The 21308-nt window shown below is 66.0% G+C and carries 19 protein-coding genes and 2 pseudogenes; 12 read left to right on the forward strand and 9 right to left on the reverse strand.

What is annotated here, in order from left to right; all coding sequences use genetic code 11:
* Positions 1 to 2 precede the first annotated feature (2 nt).
* Positions 3 to 932: a hypothetical protein gene (locus ACP69S_RS14295; protein WP_425998285.1), complete on the reverse strand. Its 930-nt coding sequence runs from the start codon at positions 930 to 932 to the stop codon at positions 3 to 5.
* A 174-nt stretch (positions 933 to 1106) separates the two neighbouring features.
* Between ACP69S_RS14295 and ACP69S_RS14300 the strand changes: the two genes are divergently transcribed.
* Complete coding sequence (locus tag ACP69S_RS14300) at positions 1107 to 1655, forward strand: PAS domain-containing protein (RefSeq protein ID WP_425998287.1); 549 nt, start codon at positions 1107 to 1109, stop codon at positions 1653 to 1655.
* A gap of 1 nt (position 1656) precedes the next feature.
* On the opposite strand, the gene ACP69S_RS14305 is transcribed toward ACP69S_RS14300, so the two are convergent.
* Positions 1657 to 2598 carry an aldo/keto reductase gene (locus ACP69S_RS14305; RefSeq protein ID WP_425998289.1) on the reverse strand — a complete coding sequence of 314 codons (942 nt, stop codon included), beginning with the start codon at positions 2596 to 2598 and terminating at the stop codon, positions 1657 to 1659.
* 23 nt (positions 2599 to 2621) lie between these two features.
* Entirely contained in the window at positions 2622 to 4286 is a 1665-nt protein-coding gene (locus tag ACP69S_RS14310) for a choline dehydrogenase (RefSeq protein ID WP_425998291.1), read from the reverse strand.
* A 264-nt stretch (positions 4287 to 4550) separates the two neighbouring features.
* Here ACP69S_RS14310 and ACP69S_RS14315 point away from each other — a divergent pair, with 264 nt between their 5' ends.
* Positions 4551 to 5315, forward strand: a complete 765-nt coding sequence (locus ACP69S_RS14315; protein ID WP_425998293.1) for an SDR family oxidoreductase — start codon at positions 4551 to 4553, stop codon at positions 5313 to 5315.
* Between the two features lie 35 nt (positions 5316 to 5350).
* On the opposite strand, the pseudogene ACP69S_RS14320 reads toward ACP69S_RS14315, so the two are convergent.
* A pseudogene (locus tag ACP69S_RS14320) lies at positions 5351 to 6082 on the reverse strand (tyrosine-protein phosphatase).
* A pseudogene (locus tag ACP69S_RS14325) lies at positions 5964 to 7211 on the reverse strand (TonB-dependent receptor domain-containing protein); the annotation flags it as partial. The pseudogenes ACP69S_RS14325 and ACP69S_RS14320, both read right to left, overlap by 119 nt.
* A 54-nt stretch (positions 7212 to 7265) precedes the next feature.
* Here ACP69S_RS14325 and ACP69S_RS14330 point away from each other — a divergent pair.
* Positions 7266 to 8174 carry a dicarboxylate/amino acid:cation symporter gene (locus ACP69S_RS14330; RefSeq protein ID WP_425998295.1) on the forward strand — a complete coding sequence of 303 codons (909 nt, stop codon included), beginning with the start codon at positions 7266 to 7268 and terminating at the stop codon, positions 8172 to 8174.
* A 20-nt stretch (positions 8175 to 8194) separates the two neighbouring features.
* Here the strand turns inward: ACP69S_RS14330 and ACP69S_RS14335 are convergent, their stop codons facing one another.
* Both ACP69S_RS14335 and ACP69S_RS14340 read right to left on the reverse strand, forming a co-directional pair.
* Positions 8195 to 8773, reverse strand: coding sequence for an iron-containing redox enzyme family protein (locus ACP69S_RS14335; RefSeq protein ID WP_425998297.1), 579 nt, complete (start codon positions 8771 to 8773; stop codon positions 8195 to 8197).
* Between the two features lie 27 nt (positions 8774 to 8800).
* Positions 8801 to 9184: a hypothetical protein gene (locus ACP69S_RS14340; RefSeq protein ID WP_425998299.1), complete on the reverse strand. Its 384-nt coding sequence runs from the start codon at positions 9182 to 9184 to the stop codon at positions 8801 to 8803.
* 116 nt (positions 9185 to 9300) lie between these two features.
* Between ACP69S_RS14340 and ACP69S_RS14345 the strand changes: the two genes are divergently transcribed.
* Genes ACP69S_RS14345 through ACP69S_RS14360 form a run of 4 tightly spaced genes read left to right on the forward strand, consistent with a single transcriptional unit; the run spans position 9301 to position 13983 of the window.
* Positions 9301 to 9507, forward strand: a complete 207-nt coding sequence (locus tag ACP69S_RS14345; RefSeq protein WP_425998301.1) for a hypothetical protein — start codon at positions 9301 to 9303, stop codon at positions 9505 to 9507.
* Positions 9508 to 12255 (forward strand): cyanophycin synthetase, encoded by a 2748-nt coding sequence (cphA, locus tag ACP69S_RS14350; protein WP_425998303.1) that lies wholly within the window; start codon positions 9508 to 9510, stop codon positions 12253 to 12255.
* Positions 12248 to 13147: an isoaspartyl peptidase/L-asparaginase family protein gene (locus tag ACP69S_RS14355; RefSeq protein WP_425998305.1), complete on the forward strand. Its 900-nt coding sequence runs from the start codon at positions 12248 to 12250 to the stop codon at positions 13145 to 13147. The genes cphA and ACP69S_RS14355 overlap by 8 nt, the downstream gene beginning before the upstream one ends.
* Positions 13144 to 13983, forward strand: coding sequence for a cyanophycinase (locus ACP69S_RS14360; protein ID WP_425998307.1), 840 nt, complete (start codon positions 13144 to 13146; stop codon positions 13981 to 13983). Before ACP69S_RS14355 ends, ACP69S_RS14360 begins: the two co-directional genes overlap by 4 nt.
* Here the strand turns inward: ACP69S_RS14360 and ACP69S_RS14365 are convergent.
* Positions 13967 to 14890, reverse strand: a complete 924-nt coding sequence (locus tag ACP69S_RS14365) for a methyltransferase (RefSeq protein WP_425998309.1) — start codon at positions 14888 to 14890, stop codon at positions 13967 to 13969. The genes ACP69S_RS14360 and ACP69S_RS14365 overlap by 17 nt on opposite strands.
* Before the next feature lie 129 nt (positions 14891 to 15019).
* On the opposite strand from ACP69S_RS14365, the gene ACP69S_RS14370 reads away from it, so the two are divergent.
* From ACP69S_RS14370 to ACP69S_RS14385, 4 genes are all read left to right on the forward strand, one after another.
* The gene (locus ACP69S_RS14370; protein WP_425998311.1) at positions 15020 to 16195 is read left to right on the forward strand and encodes an alpha/beta fold hydrolase; all 1176 of its coding nucleotides are present in this window, start codon (positions 15020 to 15022) and stop codon (positions 16193 to 16195) included.
* A 221-nt stretch (positions 16196 to 16416) separates the two neighbouring features.
* Positions 16417 to 17331: an iron-containing redox enzyme family protein gene (locus ACP69S_RS14375; protein WP_425998313.1), complete on the forward strand. Its 915-nt coding sequence runs from the start codon at positions 16417 to 16419 to the stop codon at positions 17329 to 17331.
* 304 nt (positions 17332 to 17635) lie between these two features.
* Positions 17636 to 17941, forward strand: coding sequence for an NAD(P)/FAD-dependent oxidoreductase (locus ACP69S_RS14380; RefSeq protein WP_425998315.1), 306 nt, complete (start codon positions 17636 to 17638; stop codon positions 17939 to 17941).
* A complete protein-coding gene (locus ACP69S_RS14385; RefSeq protein WP_425998317.1) occupies positions 17938 to 18684 on the forward strand; it encodes a hypothetical protein in 747 nt (248 codons plus the stop codon). Before ACP69S_RS14380 ends, ACP69S_RS14385 begins: the two co-directional genes overlap by 4 nt.
* Here the strand turns inward: ACP69S_RS14385 and ACP69S_RS14390 are convergent.
* Positions 18681 to 19046, reverse strand: a complete 366-nt coding sequence (locus tag ACP69S_RS14390) for a DUF883 family protein (RefSeq protein ID WP_425998319.1) — start codon at positions 19044 to 19046, stop codon at positions 18681 to 18683. The two genes, ACP69S_RS14385 and ACP69S_RS14390, sit on opposite strands and share 4 nt — an antisense overlap.
* 246 nt (positions 19047 to 19292) lie before the next feature.
* Here ACP69S_RS14390 and ACP69S_RS14395 point away from each other — a divergent pair, with 246 nt between their 5' ends.
* Positions 19293 to 21248, forward strand: coding sequence for a transglycosylase domain-containing protein (locus tag ACP69S_RS14395; RefSeq protein ID WP_425998321.1), 1956 nt, complete (start codon positions 19293 to 19295; stop codon positions 21246 to 21248).
* The last annotated feature ends 60 nt before the right edge of the window (positions 21249 to 21308 follow it).

Here is a 21308-nt window from a genome sequence, read left to right on the forward strand (position 1 = left end):
GTTTAGTAGACCACGCCGCCGACGCCGCCATCGAGACTGAAGCTCATCGACGATGCGCTGGTCTCGCGGACCTGTTCCTCACGATAGGCCGTGTAGGTCTCGCTGGTCAGGATGGTCAGGATCTTCACGCCGGCGCCGAAGCGACGCAGCAGCGAGCGCTCGTTGCAGTCGCGGGCCGGACGTTGCGGACGGCAGATCAGCGTACCCGCCTGGGCGCCCTGGCCGCCGCGCGGCGAGTGGTAGAGGGCTTCGTTCTTGGCGCAGATATAGGTCTGGGCGCCCTTGTTGCTGATGTCGGTCACGCCCTCATAGTCGCCGATCACGTACTGCATCCGCGAGCCGGCGATGCAGCGATAGAGCTCACCGTCATAGCGATCATCGATGTCGCGGTCGGGCGTGACCTGCGAGGCCGGGTGCGGCACGTCGCGATCGTCCAGGCAGACAGCCCGGATGACAACGCGGCGCAGCTTGGTGCGGGTGGCCTCATACGACGCGCGGCGACGCATCTCGCCGCCCTCGACATTCAGGCCTTGAATATAGCCGGTCGACATCGGGCCGGAATAGTAGCCGCCGTGGCTGCCGCCGCCGTAATAGACATTGGTGGTCGCGCCAGCCCCGGCGCCTGCTCCGGCCCCCGCGCTCGCTCCGGCCACGGCTCCCGCCGAGGCGCTGGCATTGGCATTGACGATCACCGTCGCGCCCACATTGATGTTCACGCCCGGAATATTGACGTTGTGACCCGGCGTGCAGCACGGGGTGCTGGGCGGCTTGGGAGGCTTCGGCGGAGCCGGCGGCGGCTTGCAGCAGACGGGCGGCGGAGGCGGGCAGCTGTTGCCGCACTGCGCATTGGCCGCGCCGCCCAGCATCAGGCTTCCCAGCAGGGCGCCAAAGCCCCACATCAACCTGCGCATCGATCGTTTCGGCGCCTTCATGGCGATCCCCTTCACACGACGTCGTCTAACCGTTCGGCCAGCAAGAATCGGGCCGTCACCCGCCCTCCCGGCAGGCTTGCGCCAAAACGGGACGATCGGGGCTCTGGCCCAAGTCTCCCAGCAAGCCTCGTGCGGCGAAAAACAGCCGTGGAATGGCCCGCCGAGGGGACGACGATGTTCCATCCAAGCACACAACGGTTGATAGACTATTGGCGTGATCGCAAAGGCGACGCGCCGGCGCCGGCGCGCGCCGACATCGATCCGGGCGATTTCACCGACCTTCTGCCGCAGGTTTTCATCGCCGGACGCGAGAAACTGGGCCGGATGCCCTTTCGTTTGACCGGCGGTTTTCTGACCGATCTGCACGCCCGCGACCTCCGGAACGAGGACCTGCTGAGCCTGTGGGCCCTGTCGCACCGGCTGGAGTTGAAATCTTCGCTGGAGATCGCCCGCCGCCGCTGCCAGCCCATAGTCGTCACCGCCGACATCCGGGCCCAAGGCGTGCCCTCCGTCGGCATGGAGGTGATGTTCGCCCCCCTGCGCGGTGTGAACGGCGAAACCGATCGATTCCTGGGCATTTATCAGCCGATCGCGATCATGGCGCGGCTGGAGGGGCGTCCGGCCTATGAGCTGGGTGTGCGCCAGATCCAGTCGCTGGGCCTGGCCGACCAGGAAGGCCCGCAGCTGCGCCTGGCCACCCTGGACGGTCGCCGCATCGCCTAGACTAGAGGGCCGCGTCCAGATCGGCGATCACCTCGGTCGGCAAGGTCAGCCGGGCTGCGCCCATCAGCTCTTCCAGTTGGGCGACGCTGGTGGCGCTGGCGAGCGGAGCGGTGATGGCTGGATGGGCCATGATCCAGGCTAGGGCGATCTGGGCGTGGCTGGCGCCGGTGGCCTCCACCGCCTTGTCCAGCGCCGCCAGCACCCGAAAGCCCTTCTCGTTCATGTATTCGCGCTTGATCGTGTGTCGACGCGCCCGGCCGTCCAGATCCGCCTCGGAACGGTACTTGCCGGTCAGGAAGCCGGCGCCCAGACCGTAAAAGGAAATTACGCCCACTCCTCCGGTCGCCGTCAGGGCGGCCATCTCGCCCTCAACCTGTTCGCGGTCGTAGAGATTGAACTTCGGCTGGACCGTCTCATAGCGTGGCAGGCCGTTCGCCGCCGAAGCCGCCAGGCTCTCCGCCAGCCGGGCGGGCGTAAAGTTGGACGCCCCGATGGCCCGCACCTTGCCGGCCTTCACCAGTCGGCCATAGGCCTCCAGCGTCTCCTCGACCGGGGTCTCGGCGTCGTCTTGGTGCGACTGGTACAGGTCGATATAGTCGGTCTGCAACCGCCGCAGCGAGCCCTCGACCGCGGCCTCGATATTGGCGGCCGACAGGCCCGGGTGCTTGGGCCACATGGCCACCTTGGTCAGGATCAGCACGTCGTCCCGCCTGCCCCGCGCCTTCAGCCAGCGGCCGATGACGGCCTCGGACTCGCCGCCCTCGTGCCCCGGAACCCAGGCCGAATAGACATCGGCCGTATCGACGGCGTTGAAGCCGCCGCCGACGAAGGCGTCGAGCAGGCGATGCGAGGTCGCCTCGTCAGCCGTCCAGCCAAAGACGTTGCCGCCAAACACCAGCGGGGCGGTCGAGAGGCCGGACCGGCCAAGGGGGCGACGTTGCATTCACTCAAACTCCGAAAGAGAGCTCAGGCCGCGACGGCGCGCCCGTCCTCGAACACCGGCACATCTATCGGCGGGAGCGCGGCCTTGCCAAGGATAAGGTCGGCCGCCCGCTCGGCCACCATGATGGTCGGCGCATTGGTGTTACCGCCCACCAGGGTCGGCATGACCGAGGCGTCCACCACCCGTAGTCCCGAGATGCCTTGCACTCGCAATTGGTCATCGACTACGGCCAGCGGATCGCCCGCCGCGCCCATCCGGCATGTGCCGACCGGGTGATAGATGGTCTCGGACTTGGCGCGGATCCAGGCGTCGATGTCGGCGTCGGCGCTCACATCGGCGCCCGGGGCGTACTCGGCGTCGCGATAGGGATCGAGCGCGGCCTGGGCCACCACCTCGCGCGCCATGCGGACGCCTTCGCGCAGGGCCCGGCGATCCTCGTCGGCGGCCAGATAGTTGGCCAGTATGGTCGGGTCGTCGAACGGATCGGCCGAGCGCAACCCAACCTCGCCCCGGCTTTCGGGCCGCAACTGGCAGACATGCAGGGTAAAGCCGTCCTTCTCGACCTGGGTCTTGCCGTGATCCTGCATGATGGCCAGCACGGCATGGATCTGCAGGTCGGGGCGGTCCAGATCCGGCCGCGACTTCAGGAACGCGCCGCTCTCCAGGAATTGCTGCCGGCCCAGGCCCTTGCCCATCAGCATATAGGAGAGGCCGGTGCCCAGTTTCTTGAGACCCTTATTGGCTGAATAGGCGGTCGTTAGGTTCTTGGTCGTCCAAGACAGGCTGACATCGAGGTGGTCCTGCAGGTTGGCGCCGACACCCTTCGATTCCTGGACCACGGCCACGCCGTGCTTCTTCAACAGATCGGGCGCGCCGATGCCCGACAACTGCAGGATCTGTGGCGACTGCGCCGCGCCGGCGCTCAGCAGCACCTCGGCGTCGGCATAGGCCGTGCGCTTCTCGCCGCCCTTGCCGACCACATAGTCGACACCGATGGCGCGGCCTTTCTCGATCAGGATCTTTGTCGTCCGGGCCTCGGTCACGCAGATCAGGTTTGGTCGCGACAAGGCCGCCGACAGATAGGCCGCCGCTGCACTCCAGCGCTTGCCGTCGCGGATCGTCAGATCGTAAGGCCCAAAGCCCTCCTGCTGATAGCCGTTGAAATCGCGAGTGGTCTTGTAGCCCGCCTGACGCCCCGCCTCGATCAGGGCCGGATAGAAGGGGCTGACAGACTCGCCCTTCGACACGTGCAGCGGACCGCTTTCGCCATGGTAGGCGTCGGCGCCGCCATGATGAGTTTCGGAGCGCTTGAAATAGGGCAGCACTTCCGAATAGGACCAGCCCGACAGGCCCATCTGCCGCCACTGGTCGTAGTCGCGCGCATGGCCACGGATATAGATCATGCCGTTGATCGCCGAGGAGCCGCCCAGGCCCCGGCCGCGCGGCCACCAGAGCTTGCGGCCATCCAGGTGTGGTTCGGCCTCGGTCCAGAAGCCCCAGTTCTGCTCGCCCTTAGCCTTGATCAGCTCGCCGACACCGGCCGGCATGCGCACCAGGATCGAGGTGTTCTTGCCGCCGGCTTCCAGCAGCAGGACCTTGATTTTGGGATCTTCCGTCAGCCGAGCGGCCAGCACGCAACCCGCCGAGCCGGCGCCGATGACGATATAATCGAAGCGTTCACTGGCCATGCCCCGACGCCCTCCCTGAATGTTATCGTTGTTAAGACAGAGAGTGACTCGGGTTTTCACCGGGCGCAAGGCTGCCGTAAATTGTCGGTACAGGCTGGAAGTGGCCTGCCGCAGATCAGCACCATCAATAATGCGAGCGGTTGCAACAAGTGGGTCATGGTCGCGCCACCAACCCGGCCAAGCTTGAACCAAATTGATCGCAAGTTTCGGGTCGCCGGAGGGCGGCGGCCGTGGGACGTGGGCCTTCTTTCAGGAGGGATCACCGTGCATCTACTCAAGGACAAGGTCGCCATCGTGACCGGCGCCAGCTCTGGCATCGGTCACGTCACCGCCCGGTTGTTTGCGCGGCTCGGCGCCAAGGTTGTAGTGTCGTCGCGGCGTGAAACCGAACTTGCAGACCTCGTCGCGACGATCAGGGCCGACGGCGGCGAGGCGGTCGCGGTGGCCGGCGATGTTCGCGAGGAAGAGACCGCCATTACCTTGGCGCAAACCGCCACCGATCAGTTCGGCGGACTGGATATCGCATTCAACAACGCCGGCGCCATTCCCGAAATGGGGCCAACCCCGGACATTTCGGCCTCCGATTGGCGCGAGACCAACGACATCGACCTGACCGGCGCCTTTTTTGGCGCCAAGCACCAGATTCCCGCCATGCTCGCACGCGGCGGCGGCTCGATAATCTTCACCTCCACCTTCGTCGGCCACACCGTGGGTTTTCCAGGCATGGCGGCCTATGCTTCGGCAAGGGCAGGGCTGGTCGGCCTGACTCAGGTCATCGCCGCCGAGTTCGGAGCCCAGAACGTGCGCGCCAATGCGCTGCTCTGCGGCGGTATCGACACGCCAATGGGCCGGATGGTGGCCAACACCCCCGAAGCGCTGGCTTTCGTCTCTGGACTGTACGCCCTGAAGCGGATCGCTCAACCCACAGAGATCGCCAACGCTGCTGCTTTTCTGGCGTCGGACGCATCGAGCCTCATGACCGGCACGGCGACCCTGGTGGATGGAGGCGTGTCGATCAACCGGACTTGACCGACCGCATGCCCGCCGGGCGCGTCGCCCTCCTGTCAGGTGAGCAGCTTCGCCCTGAGCAGGGCCAGATCTGCGGACGTCAGGCCCAGATCCTGTTCGACATAGCGTTTCCAGCCGCCCTCGCGCGCCTCGATGGCCGCGAAAGCCGCGTCGAGATATCGCGCGTCCACGCCCATAAGGGCCTGGACCACATCGGGCGGCAGGCGACGGAACATGGCGACGGCGGGATCCTCGGCGCCTGGCTTGGCGGCCGGCTTGTAATAGGTGTTCGACAGCAGATAGTCTTGGGTCACCGTCTCGCGCGGAACGCCGACCAGAGTCAGGATCAGGGCGGCGGCCACGCCGGTGCGGTCCTGGCCGGCCGAACAGTTGAAGACCACAGGCGCGCCGTCGTCCAGAACCTGTCGCACCAAAGTGGCCTACTGCGGCGCGAAGGTGAAGGGCACCTCACTGTAGAAGCCGGTCATCAGCGCCCGGGTTTCTTCGGTGGTCGCCGTTCCCTTGCTGAACAGAGCGATGAACGGGGCCATGTCCATCGGATAGTCGGTCTGATGAACCTTCACACCCATGTCGGCCGGCCACTTGATCGGCTCGGCCTTGCGCTCGTCGGTGGAGCGCAGGTCGATATTGGAGCGAACGCCCAGCGACTTAAGCTGTTCGAAGCCCTCCGGCGTAACGTTGCCGAGTTGGGCCGAGCGATAGACCAGGCCCGACTTGACTGTGCGGCCGTCGGCGGTGAGATAGCCGCCGAGATCGCGGAAGTTCATGCCGCCGTCGATCAGCAGAACATGGCCGTTCTCGGCCCGGACGATGGCCGGCGCGGTCTGGGCCAGGGCGGACGTCGCGGCCGGGAAAATCGCGGCGGCCAGCAGGGTCGAGAACGCGACGCTTTGCAGAAGCTTTTTCACGAATGGTCTCCGGGTCAGAAGTTGAAGCGCAAGGCCGGCCATGAACCGGCGACCGATCTGTTCCACTTCCGAGTGGGTGGTTGGTGTCGCCCTCGTAAGCAATGTAGGTTTCGTCGGTCAGGTTGGAGGCGTCGGCGAACAGGGTCAGGTTCGAGTTCAGCGCATAGCGCAGGGTCAGATTCAGATTGCCGCAGGCCTTGCGGAACTCGTCGCCACCGGAGCCGAGGCCCAGCCCGCCCAAGGTGTCGGCCCAGTCGTCGCGCCATTGGTAGGTGAGGCGGGCTGATACGCCGTATTTCTCGTAGGAGATCGCGGTGTTGACCGCGGTCTTGGACGTGCCCGGGAAAGGCGCGCCTTTGCGGGCGGGCGTATCGAACTGGCCATCCAGCAGGGCGAGGTTGCCGCTGACGCCTAGGCCGTCGAACGGCGCCGGCAGGCTGCGGAAGCTCTGCTGATAGTTCAGCTCGACGCCGTAAAGCTTGCCGTTGCTGCCGTTCAGCGTCGAAACGAAGTCGTAGCCCGTGCGATCGATGCCGCCGGCGTCATAGGTTTCGTCGGTCACCTTGGTGCGTGCGCCGTAGAGCACATTGTCTACGCCCCGATAGAAGCCGCCAATCGAGACCACGCTGTCGCTGGACAGGTAGTATTCGAACGAGACGTCCCCGCCCCAGGTGTATTCCGGTTTCAGGCGGGGATTACCGCCCGATACCGTGCGCGGCGACCTGGTGTCGTTGATCGAGGCTCCGGTGCGGATCGCGCCAAACGACGGCCGGGCGATGCCACGCTGTACGGCGCCGCGCAGCACCATATCGTCGCCGAGGTCGAACCTGGCATTCACGCTGGGGAAGATGTCGGTGTAGTCGTTTTCGACCACCAGCGGCGTCACCGTGGTTCCGGCTTGGGTAAAGCCGGAAATCTTCTGTTTCATGGTCTCGAAGCGGGCGCCGAAAACCACCTGCCCGCCGTCGAAACCCAGCTTGGCCATGCCGTAGCCGCCGTCAGCTTTTCGCTGATGTCATAGAGAGAAGTCGGCCCGCCGCCGATGGCGGCAGCCGGCGCATGGTTTGCCGGAATCATTCCGCCGAATCCGATCAAGGCCGCCGCCGGGACGAGCATGGCGCCGCTGGTGGTCTTCGCTCTGTTCTTCGGCTTCGCAGCGAGCCGGATCGAGGCCGATCTGCGCACGCCTCTGGTCCGGTTTTTCGAGGCCATCGTCGCCACCAGGCTGGTCATCGTGCGCTGGGTGTTGCTGGCGGGTCCCTTCGGGGTGGCGGCGCTTGGCTTTGACGTCGGCGCCGGGATGGGAGTCGGGGCGGCCGGCGCCCTGCTCCATTACGTCTGGATAGTCGTGTCCGCCTGCCTGGCCGCAACCGTCTTTGCGTACCTGCTGGTGGTGATCGTCGGCCGGATCTCTCCCGTAGCGTTCGGCAAGGCCGCCCTGCCTGTGCAGGTCATCGCCCTGGGAACGCAATCGTCGCTAGCCTGCCTGCCGGCCATAATCGGCGCCGCTGCGACCTTGCGCACTGGGCCGGGCGCAGCTGAGGTGGTGTTGCCCCTGTCAGTCTCGGTCTTTCGCGCCGCGAGCGCGGCGGCCAATATTGCCGTAGCGATCTACCTGGCCCACCTGCACGGCGTGGCCATAACGCCGGGCGTGGCGGTTGTGGGGATCATGGTTGCGGCGGCCGTGAGCCTGGCCGCCGTCGGCCTGCCGTCTCAGGTGTCGTTCTTCGCGACCATCGGGCCGGTCTGCCTTGCCATGGGCGTGCCGCTACAGGTCCTGCCCCTGCTGCTTGCCATCGAAACCATTCCCGACATTTTCCGAACGCTTGGCAATGTGGCCTCGAATCTCGCCGTCGCCAGGATCGTCGGCGCCGAGCCCAAGGATCGCCCTGCCCAAACTGCCGCCGCGGCGGCTGATGTCGGTCAGGCCAGAGGTCACAGGGCGGGCTGATCTGCGGACGCCTGCGCGCCTTAGGCGGCCGCAGCGGCGGCAGGCCACAACGATGCGCGATAGGCTTCGAAGCATCGGCGCCCCGCCCCCAGCCGCATCAGGGCGCCCTCGGCGATATATCTGGCGCAGTCGGGACGGTCGCGAACCAGCGGCATAAGCACCTCGGCGTTCCACGCTTCGGAATGGGCGATGTCGAGTGTGGCATGGAGTGCGAAATACTTGCGCTCCTTGCCGACGCCCAGCCGCTTAAGCCCCTGGGCGACCAGATCGGCGCGCCAAGGCGCGGTGAGCTCGACGACGCCCAGCGCGCCGATCGCATGATAGGCGTAGCGGCGGTTGGTGGCGAAGGCGACCAGCAAATTGCCCATGGCCAGGGAGGCTGGAACGGTCCCTTCTATGGTGGGCTCCAGCGCCAGGGCCTTGGCCAGTTGGTCCAGCATCGGACCATGCATGCCAGCTTGGGCGCCGCGCCCCATTTCGTCCCAATAGTTGCGCGCGAGCTCCAACTTTGCCTGGGTGGGCATGTTGACCTGGGTCAAGGCGACGAGGTCGTCGAAGCCCGCCTCGCCGGCCACTTCCTGAAGGAGGAACCAGCGCATCTCCTCGAGCGAGGCGCTGGTGGCGAGTCAGGGGAACAGCGGATCGTTCTGTCCTGGCCCGATCGCCTTCAAGCCTTCGAACCAATCGATGAAGCCAGCCACGTCGGTAGCCGCCTCGAGCGCCCGCGCCGCGACCGCTTCGCGCTGTCCCTCCACGAAGCGCCCTTCAATAAGACGCATCTCCGCGTCGGCGGTCAGTTCAGCTTCCCAAGTCTGGGAAGGAGCCGTTGGATCGAGCCGCTGATGGTTCCAGTGAGACAGCTTCTGCTGGACGGCGACGCCCAGGTCTTCGGAAGCCGTCGAACAGGCGCTGAGAACGTTCGGCGTGTGCATGGCATGCCTCTGCGTGGTTTGGGATTGTTTGAGCGCAAATTGGCCGCCCAGGTTCCCGGGCCGAACGACGCGGCGCATTGCAGAAAAACCCCGACGGCGCAGGGGTTGGCACAGGGGTTTCTGTCGACACCCCCCTTGGGAACCGGGTTGGCGGGGCTTCGTTTGTGCAGCCTTCTCACGCGAGGGCGGCAGTCATGAGCGACGTCTCGAATCCGGTACGCTTCTCAATCCATCCCCAGGCCGAAGGCTGGTGCTGGCAGACCACGGATGCCGACGATCGGCGGCGCGCGGGCGGTATCGTGCGCTCCAAGTCATTGGCCGCGGCGTTGATCATCCGCGATATCTGCGCCGCCCAGGCTCCGGCGCGCGAGCATCATTTGATCAGCGCCGAGGCGGCTTGAATGCGCGTCCTCGAAACATCGACCTATCGCGGGCCGCATCTCTACAGCCGTCGTCCGATGATGAGGGTTCAGCTTGACCTTGGCCCGCTCGAAGCGTGGCCGAGCCAGCGTCTACCCGGCTTCACCGATCGACTTTTGGTCGCCCTGCCCGGACTGGAGAGGCATGGCTGCTGCTTTCGCTCACCCGGCGGCTTTGTCCGGCGGCTTCGGGAAGGAACCTGGCTGGGGCATGTGATCGAGCACGTGGCGCTGGAGCTTCAGCGTCTTGCGGGAGCCGAGGTCAGCCGGGGCAAGACCCGGTCGGTCAAGGGCCAGCCGGGTGTCTACAACATCCTCTATGTCTACGAGACCGAAGGCCTTGGCCGCGTCGCCGGCCGCGTAGCGATCGAGACCGTCAACAGCCTGCTGCCGCGCATCCTGCAGGGCACGGCCAACCTCAACATGGTGGCTGCGCCTTTCGCTGGCGGCGTGGAAGCCCCCTTCGACCTGAACGCTGCGATCACGGCGCTGCGCGTTATTTGCAAGGGCGAGATTTTGGGTCCCACGACCCGATCACTGGTCGCCGAAGCGCGTCGACGCGGCATTCCGGTCGAACGGCTTGACGCCCAAAGCCTCGTGCAGCTTGGTCTCGGCGCGCGCCGAAAGCTCCTTCGCGCCAGCATTACTGGGGAGACTTCGCAGATCGCAGTGCAAACCGCCGGTGACAAAGGCCTTACCAAGGCGGTGCTTTCGGCGGTCGGCGTGCCGACCCCTCGCGGCGCCGTGGTGCGCAGCGCCGATCAGGCCGTCGCCGAAGCCGCCCGCCTTGGCGGATTGGTGGTGGTCAAGCCGCTGGACGGCAACCACGGTCGCGGCGTCAACATTGGATTGCGCACGCCCGAAGCGGTGCGTTGGGCCTTCGAGCAAGCCGCCAGGCACAGCCGCCGCGTAGTGGTCGAGGAGCAGTTCGAGGGCCGCGACCACCGCATCCTGGTGGTCGGAGGCAAGGTGGTGGCGGTCGCCCAGCGTGTCCCGGCCCAGGTTATTGGCGACGGCGCCTCGACGGTCGCCAAATTGATCGACCGAACCAATCAAGATCCTCGCCGAGGCGTTGGTCATGAGCAGGTGATGACCCGCATCGTCGTCGACGATCACCTCCGCGAGATGCTGAGTAGGGTCGATCTTGGCCTCGACGACATCCCCAAGGCGGGCCAACTGGTCGCCTTGCGCGCCACGGCCAACCTGTCGACGGGTGGAACGGCGATCGACCGCACAGATGTGATCCATCCCGACAACGCCGCCATCGCCCGCCGCGCCGCCCTGACCGTGGGCCTGGATATCGCTGGCATCGACTTCATCGCGCCTGACATCGCCCAGTCCGTTCGCGAGACCGGCGGCGGCATTGTCGAGGTCAACGCGGCGCCAGGCTTCCGCATGCATCTGGAGCCCTCCGAAGGGCAGCCTCGCGATGTGGCCCGCGCCGTCCTGGCCCATCTGTACCCGCCAGGCTCCCGCTCGCGAATCCCGATCGTCGCGATCACCGGGACCAACGGCAAATCGACTGTGGGCCGCATGGCGGCCAAGATCTTCCGCGAACAGGGAAAGGTCGTCGGACTGACCAGCACCAGCGGCGTCTATATCGACGACGAATGCCTGCTCACGGCCGACGCCAGCGGCCCGAAAAGCGCGCGGATGGTTCTGCGCGATCCTACGGTCGAGGTCGCCGTGCTGGAAACCGCGCGTGGCGGCATGTTGCGCGAGGGGCTCGGCTTCGACCGCTGCGATGTGGGCGTGGTGCTAAACGTCACCTCCGATCACCTCGGGCTCAAGGGCGTGGACACCTTGGAGGATCTGGCCGCGGTCAAGTCGATCGTCGCCGAAGCGGTCGGCAGGCGCGGCGTCAGCGTCCTGAACGGCGACGATCCCCTCACCCTCGGGATGGCGCGACACGCCGGCGGACGGATCGCCTATTTCTCCCTCAAGGGCGGCGATGATCTGTCGACGGAGATGCGACGTCATGCCGATGATGGCGGTCTCTTGATCGTCCGGGAGCCCTCGCCCCGGGGCGGCGAACTCGTCATTCATCACCGGGGGGAACGGCGCGGCGTCCTGCACACCGATGAGATCCCGGCGACCCTGGGCGGGCTGGCCGAATTCAACGTCGCCAACGCCCTGGCCGCAATTGCCATCGGCTATGCTCAGGGCGTCCCGGTGGACGTAATAGCAAGCGCTTTGCGCGGCTTTAACTCCTCCCGCAGCGACAATCCGGGGCGGTTCAATGTCCATGACGGCCACGGCTTCCGGGTCATCGTCGACTACGCCCACAACGCGGCCGCCATGCGCGCGGTCGGCGACCTGATCAAGCGCCTTCGCCCCTCGGTGGGGCGAGTGATCGGGGTCGTCAGCATCCCGGGCGACCGACGCGACGCGGACATCGTCGAGATGGGGGAGATCGCGGCGGACCTCTTCGACGACCTGATCTTCCGTGAACGGCCCGATGGTCGAGGCCGACCGGCTGGAACGGTGGTGTCGCTGTTGACCGAAGGCGCCCTTGCCGCCGGCTTCCCGTACGAGCACCTGCATCGGATCCTCAACGAGAGCGAGGCCATCGCCACGGCGCTGCGAATGGCGCGTCCCGGCGATCTGGTGCTCGTCTTCCCAACCGGCGTTGACGCGGCCTGGCGGCAGGTCGAGGCGTTCCGCCCCGCCGCCAACACCGATCGACCTACCGAGTGGGATCTTGGAGAGTTTGAAGGCGCCGTTGCCTGATCCCATGATCGAGCCTCAGGCGGAGCGTCCGTCCTGGGCCATCATCGTCCACGGCGGCGCCAAATCCATCGCTCCAGAACTGGAAGACGCCCACCGTAGCGGCTGCCTGCTCGCCCTCGTGGCGGGACAAGCCATACTGGAGGCAGGCGGCAGCGCCGTGGACGCCGTCGAGACCGCCATCCGCGTCTTGGAAGACGATCCCACCTTCAACGCCGGCTACGGCTCGGTCTTGAACGCGCAGGGCCAGGTCGAGTGCAACGCGGCGATCATGGACGGACGCACGCTGGACGTTGGCGCGGTCGCTGCGGTCGGCGGTCTGCGCCACCCGATCTCCGTCGCCGCCTCCATGCTTTCCGAGCGCCAAGTCCTGCTGGTGGGCCATGGGGCCGAATGCTTCGCGCGGGCCCATGACGGCGAGATGTGCGCGCCCGGCGACCTCGCCGTCGAGCGTCCAGACGGAGGGTGCGACACCGTTGGCTGCGTCGCCCTGGACATCCAGGGACACCTGGCGGCCGGAACATCGACGGGTGGGCTCGCGGGTTGTCCTCAGGGTCGCGTGGGGGATTCCCCTCTTCCGGGTTGCGGGCTCTACGCCGACGACGCCATCGGGGCCGTCTCGCTCTCTGGCGACGGCGAAAGCCTGATCCGAACGACCTTGGCGGCGCGCCTGATCCACAGCCTGGAAGCCGTGCCGCCAGGCCCCGCCATCGAGGCCGCCCTGACGCGGCTGGCCGGGGTGGGCGGAGAGGCCGGGCTGATCGTCATCGACGCCGACGGCCGTCTCGACTGGGGCCACAACAGCCCGCAGTTCGCGGTGGCCCATGCGCGAGCCGGCCAGGCGGCGCGTGCTTTCACCGAACGGGCGCAGGATGCCTCAGGAGAGCTTTCTTGACCCAAGCCAACACGACCGAAGGCCCTCTGGTCATCATCGGCGGTCATGAGGACAAGGAAGGCGATATGGCTATCCTCAGGGCGGTAGCAGAGCGGCTGAAGGGCGGACGGCTGGTGATCGCCACGATCGCCTCACACGCGCCGGAGGGCTATTTCGAGACCTATCAAAAGGCGTTCGACGCGTTGGGCGTAACCGATCTGGTCGAGCTGTATGTCAAGGACCGCGGCGAGACTCACTGGGAAGACAAGCTTGCGTTGCTGGAGGGCGCGGCAGGCGTCTTCTTCTCCGGCGGCGACCAATTGCGGATCAGCAGCCAGATCGGCGACACGCCGATCGAGGCCCGCATTCGTCAGATCTGGTGCGAGGGCGGCGTCGTGGCCGGGACGTCGGCCGGAGCTTCGGTCATGAGCGACACAATGATGGTGGGCGGCGCCAGCGCCGAAACTCACAGGATCGGCGACCTGCGCATGGCGCCGGGTCTGGGACTGGTGCGCGACGTGATCATCGATCAACACTTCGCCGAGCGCGGCCGGATCGGTCGCCTGCTCGGCGCCGTCGCCCAGAGCCCGCGCATCCTGGGCGTCGGCATCGACGAGGACACGGCCATCGTCGTCGAGGGGGAGGCCTTCCGGGTGATCGGCCACGGGGCGGTCTATGTCGTCGACGCCGAGGGGGTCACCGCCTCCAACATCGCCGAGGCGCGCACCGAGAACGCGCTGTCGATACATGATGTTCGGCTGCATGTGCTGGCCAGCGGCGACGGCTTGGACCTCAACACCCGGCGGCCTCTGGACCCGCTGGTCGAAGCGGCGTCCAGGGCTAGCTCGGTCGCGTGATCACGGCGGCGACAGCGGCGATACGCTCTGCGGCGGCATAGGCTTCGCCTCGTAGTTCGCGGGAAAAGATGTCTGGGTCCAGTTCGCGATATCCAAGCTGGTAGTCCGTCTTGGCGACGGCTTCTTCCAACGCTTCCCGGAGGGGGTCGCTCCCGCCATCCAGGATCGTACTGCCCGTGTAGAGGATGAACCGGCCACCGGGCGCCAGATGCGCCATGCCGGCTGTCGCCCAATCCAGCGATAGCCGGGCGCCGTGCATGTCGCCGCCATCCTTGTAGGTGCGTCCCGATTGGCCCGCGACATAGGGCGGATTGGCGACGATGAGATCCAGATCCATGAGCGCGCCTTCCAGCCCGCTCGCTTCGCGGACCTCGAAGTCGGCATGGGCGTGGCTGGCATTGACGCGCGCCAGGTCCAGGGCCGCTGGATTGACGTCGCTGAGCAAGACCTTGGCGCCGGGCGCATAACGCTCGGCGACAAGTCCGCCGACGCCCGCTCCTGTACCGATATCGAGGATAGACCGGACGTGCCCCCCTGTTGCCAGTCCAGCCGCGATCAGGTCGGCGAAACGATAGCTGTCAGGACCCAGAAAAATCGCGTCGGCTGTGTTGGCGGGAAAGGCCGAGTGCAGGAACAACCGCTCGTGGACGGTCGATACCCTGAAGCGGGATCGCCAGCCGCTGGCGTCCCAGGTCAGGGCTCCGGCCTGATCGAGCAGCGCCCAGAGCGCCGGGTCCAGATCGCATTGGGCGAAGGCGCGGCTCCAGCCAAAGATATCTCTCAGGTCGGGACGCCCGGTCAGCGCCTTGCCAGCCATCCGCCGACAGGTCGAAGGCGTCGGCGTGATGAAGCGGTAATTCCTGGCGGCGAGCGCTTTCAAGAGCTCCGCGAGCGGCTCGGTCGTCATGGCGTTTCCCCGGTTTGGCCATCGCTAACGGACGCAGATCAAGGGTGTTCCGGTTCCCGCCCGATGGAACGCTCGTACGGGCGACCCATTAGGCAGTCCCTCGCTTCTTCCCGCTATCGGGACCACCGCATGCCCCCGATTATCCTTGCCGGCCTCGTGTTGTCGCTCGCCTCCTGGGGTATGCTAGCCGCCGCGGCCTATCTTCTGTGGTCTTGGTATCAGGGCTCATGGGTCATGGACGCTTATGACGTCTCGCATCACGTCCGCGAACACTGGCGACTATGGACGGCTCTCGCCTTGCTTGCCTGGTCGTGTCTGGGCCGGCTGGTGCTGACGCCGCTCCTGACCAAGGCCGACGAAGACCCCACACGCGCCGAGCGCGGCGAGCATCAAATGATCGCCAGCCCAACGGGTTCGAACCTCTATGTGGAGGTGCATGGACCTGCGGACGCTCCGACGGTCATCCTCACCCACGGTTGGGGCCTGGACAGCACCATCTGGTACTATCTGCGCCGTCACCTCTCGCAACGCTTCCGGGTCATCGTGTGGGACCTGCCGGGGCTGGGGCGATCACGAGCCGCTAGCGGCTCGACCGTGGATCTGTCTCACTTCGCCACAGACCTAAAAGCGCTGCTGTCGCTCACCAACGGCAAGCCAGCCATCTTGGTTGGCCACAGCATCGGCGGCATGACCATCCTGACGCTCGTGCGCGACCACCCGGAGGTCCTGACCGACCAAGTCGCGGGACTGGTGCTGGTCAACACGACCTATATCAATCCGCTCAAGACCATGGTGCTGAGCCCCCTGGCCCTGGCTCTGCGCTGGCCAGTTCTGGAGCCGGTGTTCCGCCTGGCGATCTGGCTGCAGCCCCTCGCCTGGCTGGGCGCCTGGCAGAGCTATCTGAGCGGCTCAGCGCATATGGCCAACCGGATCGGTTTCGCCAGCCAGGTGACTCGCAGCCAACTGGAACAGACTACCTTGCTAGCCACACGCAATCCGCCCGCGGCCTCGGCGCGCGGCAATCTGGCGATGTTCCGCTGGGATGCGCACGACGCCATCGTGAAAGCTTCTGTCCCGTGCCTCATTCTGGCGGGCGACAAGGATATCGTCACCAAGCAGGAGGCCAGCGAGCACATTGCAGGCCAAGCCCCGTTCGCCAGCCTGCGGGTGATCGACGACGCCAATCACATGGGTTTCCTGGAACGGTCCGAAGCCTACAACGAGGAAATCGCTCGTTTCTGCGAGCTCAACCTGGTGACCCGCGCCGGTCGTGGCGTTCAGGAGCCTGTGCCGACCCTAGCCTGACGCAAATCCCGAAGTGTAGGGATTGCGTCTCGCTCAAACCCTGGATCGGCTCCCAGATCTCGCCACACCGCCCGCTTTGAGAGAGGCATGGCCAGTTCCGCAACCCGCCTTTGTCTGGCGTCCAACTTAGGAACGTCAGGCCCCGAGCCCCGTTAACACCTCATACGTGCGCCCTTATCGGCGTTTATATAGGGAGTCACCTGGTGTTTGGTGGTGATCGATTGTCTGGCCTGGGCGCCTTTAGTCCAGAGTTTCCCGATGCAGAAGCACTGCATAGCGGCTTGGCGCATTGGAACCGTCGTCGATTGGCGATGGCGACACCGTCGAGCGCCTGGCAGTCCGAACTTGACGACGACGCGAGAATGAAACGCGTGGAAGGCGCCTTCATCGAGGCGTTTCGCGCTCACATCGCGCCTCTTGTCGCCGACGTGCCCACCGAGGCGAATGCGTTTATTATCTGGTTCGAAAAGCTGAAGGACCACGGGCCCGGCCAGTGGGATCCACTCTTCGACTGGCTGGAAGGCTCGGCAGGCCTCGAGGACCTCAAGTGGTTTCTCGCCCAGGAAGCCGCAGGCGAGGCCGGTTTCGACGATCTCGTCGCTATGACCCAGGTCAAGGTGCCGGATCGCGCCAAGCTGGAGCTCGCCCGCAACTATTGGGACGAAATGGGACGCGGCAATGCCAGCGGTATGCACGGACCCATGCTCACGCGCACGACGGCGCAGCTGGGCCTGACGCCCGAGATTGAAAGAACCCTTTGGCAGTCGCTGTGTCTTGCCAACACCATGACCGCGTTCGCGACCACCCGCCGCTATGTCTACCACTCGATCGGGGCCTTGGGCGTCGTCGAACTTACCGCTCCGACGCGCGTGGCTTGCATCGACGCCGGCCTGAAGCGAGTGGGCGCGTCGCCCGAGGTCCGGAAGTATTTCGGCCTGCATGCGGTGCTGGATGTTGCACACTCCAAAGCCTGGAACGCGGAGGCCCTGCATCCCTTGGTCAGCGATGAGCCGTCCTGCGCCCGGTTCATTGCCGAGGGCGCGATGATGCGGTTGATTTGCGGCGAGCAGTGCTTCGACACCTATCGCGCCCACCTTTGGGCCCATGCCCACCCGCTGGTCTATGCTGCGGAGTAGCGCGCCCGGTCCTAGCGTCTTCGACGTTTCGCCATTCGATGGCGGCTGGAGCTTGAATGTCTTGGCTACCGGCGAGGTGTTGTTCTTCAAGAGCCGGCGCCAGGCGCGGTTGCGCGCTGCGGCCCTGGCTAGGGCGTGGGCGGGTCCGGCGAAGGTCGTCGTTCACGAGAGATCTCGGCCCGAGCATTGGCCTAACGCCTTTCCATATCCCCTTGGCGCGCCGCTGTAGGGCGGCCGACACGATGAACCGGATACCGCCCTTGTCGTTTGGCTTGAGCCCGAAAACACGCCGGATAGGTAGACCATGACATCTTACGACGTGATCATCGTCGGCGCCGGTCCCGCTGGCCTGACAGCGGCGACCTACCTTGGGCGCTTTCGCCGCAAGGTCCTGATCCTTGACGGCGGACTGTCGCGCGCCAGCTGGATCCCCGAGGGCCATAACACGCCCGGCTTTCCCGACGGCGTCGGCGGTGACGCCCTGCTGTCGAGACTGTCGGAGCAAGCGAGCCGCTATGGCGCGGAGCGCGTCACCGCCCGAGCCAAACCCTGGTCCGCGCGACGGACCACTTCGAGCTTTCAACCGAAGGGCCCGGGTCTGAATCCATGACGCTTCGAGGACGATTTGTCGTTCTGGCGACCGGCGTCATCGACCGCAAACCTGACCTTGAGAACATCGATATGGCCATTCGGGCGGCCCGCGTCCGTATATGTCCGATCTGCGACGCCTATGAAGCGATAGACCAGCAAATAGCCGTTCTTGGCGATGGCGACCTTGGCGCGCGCGAGGCCACCTTCCTCACCACCTACTCATCGCGCGTGACCCTGCTGCATCTTGGCCCGGCTTCGAGCCTGAGCGATCCGTGCGCCCTGCGGACGCGAGGCGTCGAGGTGCTGCCGGTCGATCTGTCGGACGTGTCCGTCGGGCTCGGGCCGGTGCAAGTGACGCCTCCGGGCCAGGAGGCGCGCAGCTTTGATTGTCTGTATCTGGCTCTGGGCTGCGAGATGCAAAGCCGGCTGGCCGTGGCGTGGGGCGCAGATCATGCCCCTAGGGCAACCTCGTCGTCGACAGTCACCAGCAAACCTCTATCGACGGACTCTATGCCGCCGGAGACGTCGTCCGAGGCATCAACCAGATCACCGTCGCCACTGCCGAAGCGGCCATCGCCGCGACCGACATTCACAAACGTCTTCGCGCTTCGGAGCATGCGCCCGCTCGGAAACGGAAGATTAGATTATCGACAAAATCGTTGTGCAGGAGTTGGATTCGCGGACACAAAAACGGCGGCGCACCGCGCCGCCGTTGAAGTCTTGGATTGCCGACGCACGAAGGCCGGTCTGCTGCGGACCTAGCGGTCGCGCAGATAGACGGTTCGGCTGCTAGGTCCGCGCAGGACTAGGCCGATGACAAGACCAATCGCCAGGGTGATAGCCAAGGCCGGGCCTGGCTTGTCGCGAACATAGGTTTCCGCCTGGGAGAAACGGTCCTTGGCTTGATCGCGCGCGAGGAGCGCTGCGTCGTGCACACGATGTTGCGCGTCGCCAAAGGCGTCGTTGGCGACGGACTTGAGTTGGCCCACGGCCTGTTTGGCTGCGCCCGCCGCTTCCTTGAGCTTGCCCTTGACCTGGGTCTTAACGTCGCCGGTGAGAGCGCCCTCGGCATTCTCCACGCGACCCACGCCGATATCCAGCGCGCCGTTGAATTGCTCGTCCATGTCCTGATCCCGATTGGGGCGCGCCAAGCGCGCCGGGTTGAGCTCCGCCGCGACTGCCCTGCGACGACCTGATCAGAACCCGCCCTGGCGCAAACCGTTCCAGCCAACCCGCTTATGGGTGCGTCGGGCTGGCCGGAAGCGACGCCGAAGGCTATGTCCGCGGTCATGGACCTGGCTGCGAAAGTTCACCATCTGGCGACCCTCGTTTGGGCGCGCTCGCGCGCGTCCGCCGAGCGGCTCCAGCGCATGACGCAGCCTGTGACGGCAAGGACGCTCCTGGGCGCACGCCGGACAGTCGCCTGGCTCGCCGGCGGTCCGGCGGGAGAGCCGCGACCGGCGCTCTGGAAGCGGCCTTGGCTGCTGATCGTCGCCACCGTCGTGATCGTTGCGACGGCGAGCCTGGTCCCGCTGCTATGGTCCCTACCGCTTGGCCGCGCTCTGGAACCTGTCGAAAGTCCTACCCTGGTGCTGCTGGCCGCCGATGGCGCGCCTATCGCCCGGCGCGGATCTTACAAGGAAAGGCCCATCGTCGCCTCGGCCCTTCCGCCCCACGTTCCCGCCGCCTTCATCGCTATCGAGGACCGCCGCTTCTACCGGCACCTGGGCGTGGACCCCAAGGCCATCGCCCGCGCGTTCGGGGCCAATGTGCAAGCCGGCGGCGTCTCCGAAGGCGGCTCGACCATCACCCAGCAACTGGCCAAGAACGCCTTCCTGACCAACGACCGCACCTTGAGGCGCAAAGTCCAGGAAGCGATGATCGCCCTCTATCTGGAAGCGCGGCTGTCGAAGGACGAGATCCTGTCGCGCTACCTGTCCTCGGTCTATTTCGGGCAGGGCGCCTTCGGATTGCGCGCCGCGGCGCGGCAGTATTTCGACAAGACCCCCGAGGCCCTGTCGATCGGCGAAGCGGCGATGCTTGCGGGTCTGGTGAAGGCCCCTTCCCGTCTGGCGCCCAGCGAAAACCTGGCAGGCGCGCGGAGCCGGATGCGCGCCGTGCTGGCGGCCATGGCCGAAACCGGAGCGATCACCGAGCGCCAGGCAAGGCTGGAAGCCCGACGCCGGATCGTCATCGCCCCGCGCACCAGGATCCCGACGGGCTCCTACTTTGCCGATTGGGTCATGCCGCAGGCCCGCGCCACCGCTCCACGCCGCTACGGCGAAACGGTCATCGCCACCACCCTCGACACGCGCCTGCAAGCCGGCGCCGAAAGAATACTGGCCCGGGTGCTGGCCCGGGAAGGCAAGGCGCTCAACATCTCTCAAGGCGCGCTGGTCGCCATGCGCGCCAACGGCGAGGTCGTGGCCATGGTTGGCGGCCGGGACTATGGCCAAAGTCAGTTCAATCGCAGCGACGCGGGGCGTCAGCCCGGCTCGGCTTTCAAGTTGTTCGTGTATCTCGCCGCCTTACGCGAAGGGGCGACGATCACCACCCCGATCCTGGACACCCCCGTGGAGGTTCAAGGCTGGAGCCCAAGAAATCACGAAGGCAAGTACGCTGGACGCACTGTGCCCCTGATCACCGCCTTCGCCGGCTCTTCCAATGTCGCCGCCGTGCGCCTGGCTCAGCAGGTGGGGCGAGACGACATCGTCCGGATGGTGCGCGCGCTGGGTGTCGACGAACCTGTACCTGAAGACCTGACGCTGGCCCTGGGCACGGGCCCCATGAGCCTGGTTCAACTGACCGGCGCCTATGCGGCGATCGCGGCCGGAAAAGCGCCGATCATCCCGCATGGCCTGGCCGATTGGCGGGCTCCGCGGGCGCCCAGGCCCTTGGGCAAGGCCGAGCTGGCCGGCATGCGCGACATGCTCCGCTCAGCCGTCCATCGCGGCACCGGCTTCGAGGCGGCGCTGCCGGGCGCCTTCGGCAAGACCGGCACGACCCAAGGGTACAGGGACGCCCTGTTCGTCGGTTACATTGGCGACCTCGTGGTGGGGGTATGGCTGGGTAACGACGACAACGCCCCGATGCGCGGCGTCGTTGGCGGTGGTGCGCCAGCCCGCATCTGGCGCGAATATATGAGTTTCGCGATCGGTGCGCCGACACCTGCGGAAAGTACCGAAGTCCTGACCGCACCCGTGATCGAGGCACTCCCCGACGACCTGCTCGCCCCGATCGAGACCGAGACCCTGGAAGAGCCCCCTGTCGAGCCCAGCGAGCCAACCGCGCCAGTACAACCCGCTCCCGCGCCGCCACAAGACTAGAGCCTTTTCCGACCTGATGGCTTCATCAGGGTCGGGCGAAAAGGGCTCTAAATCATAAGT

Source organism: Caulobacter sp. DWR1-3-2b1 (assembly GCF_049895765.1).
Lineage (GTDB): Bacteria > Pseudomonadota > Alphaproteobacteria > Caulobacterales > Caulobacteraceae > Caulobacter.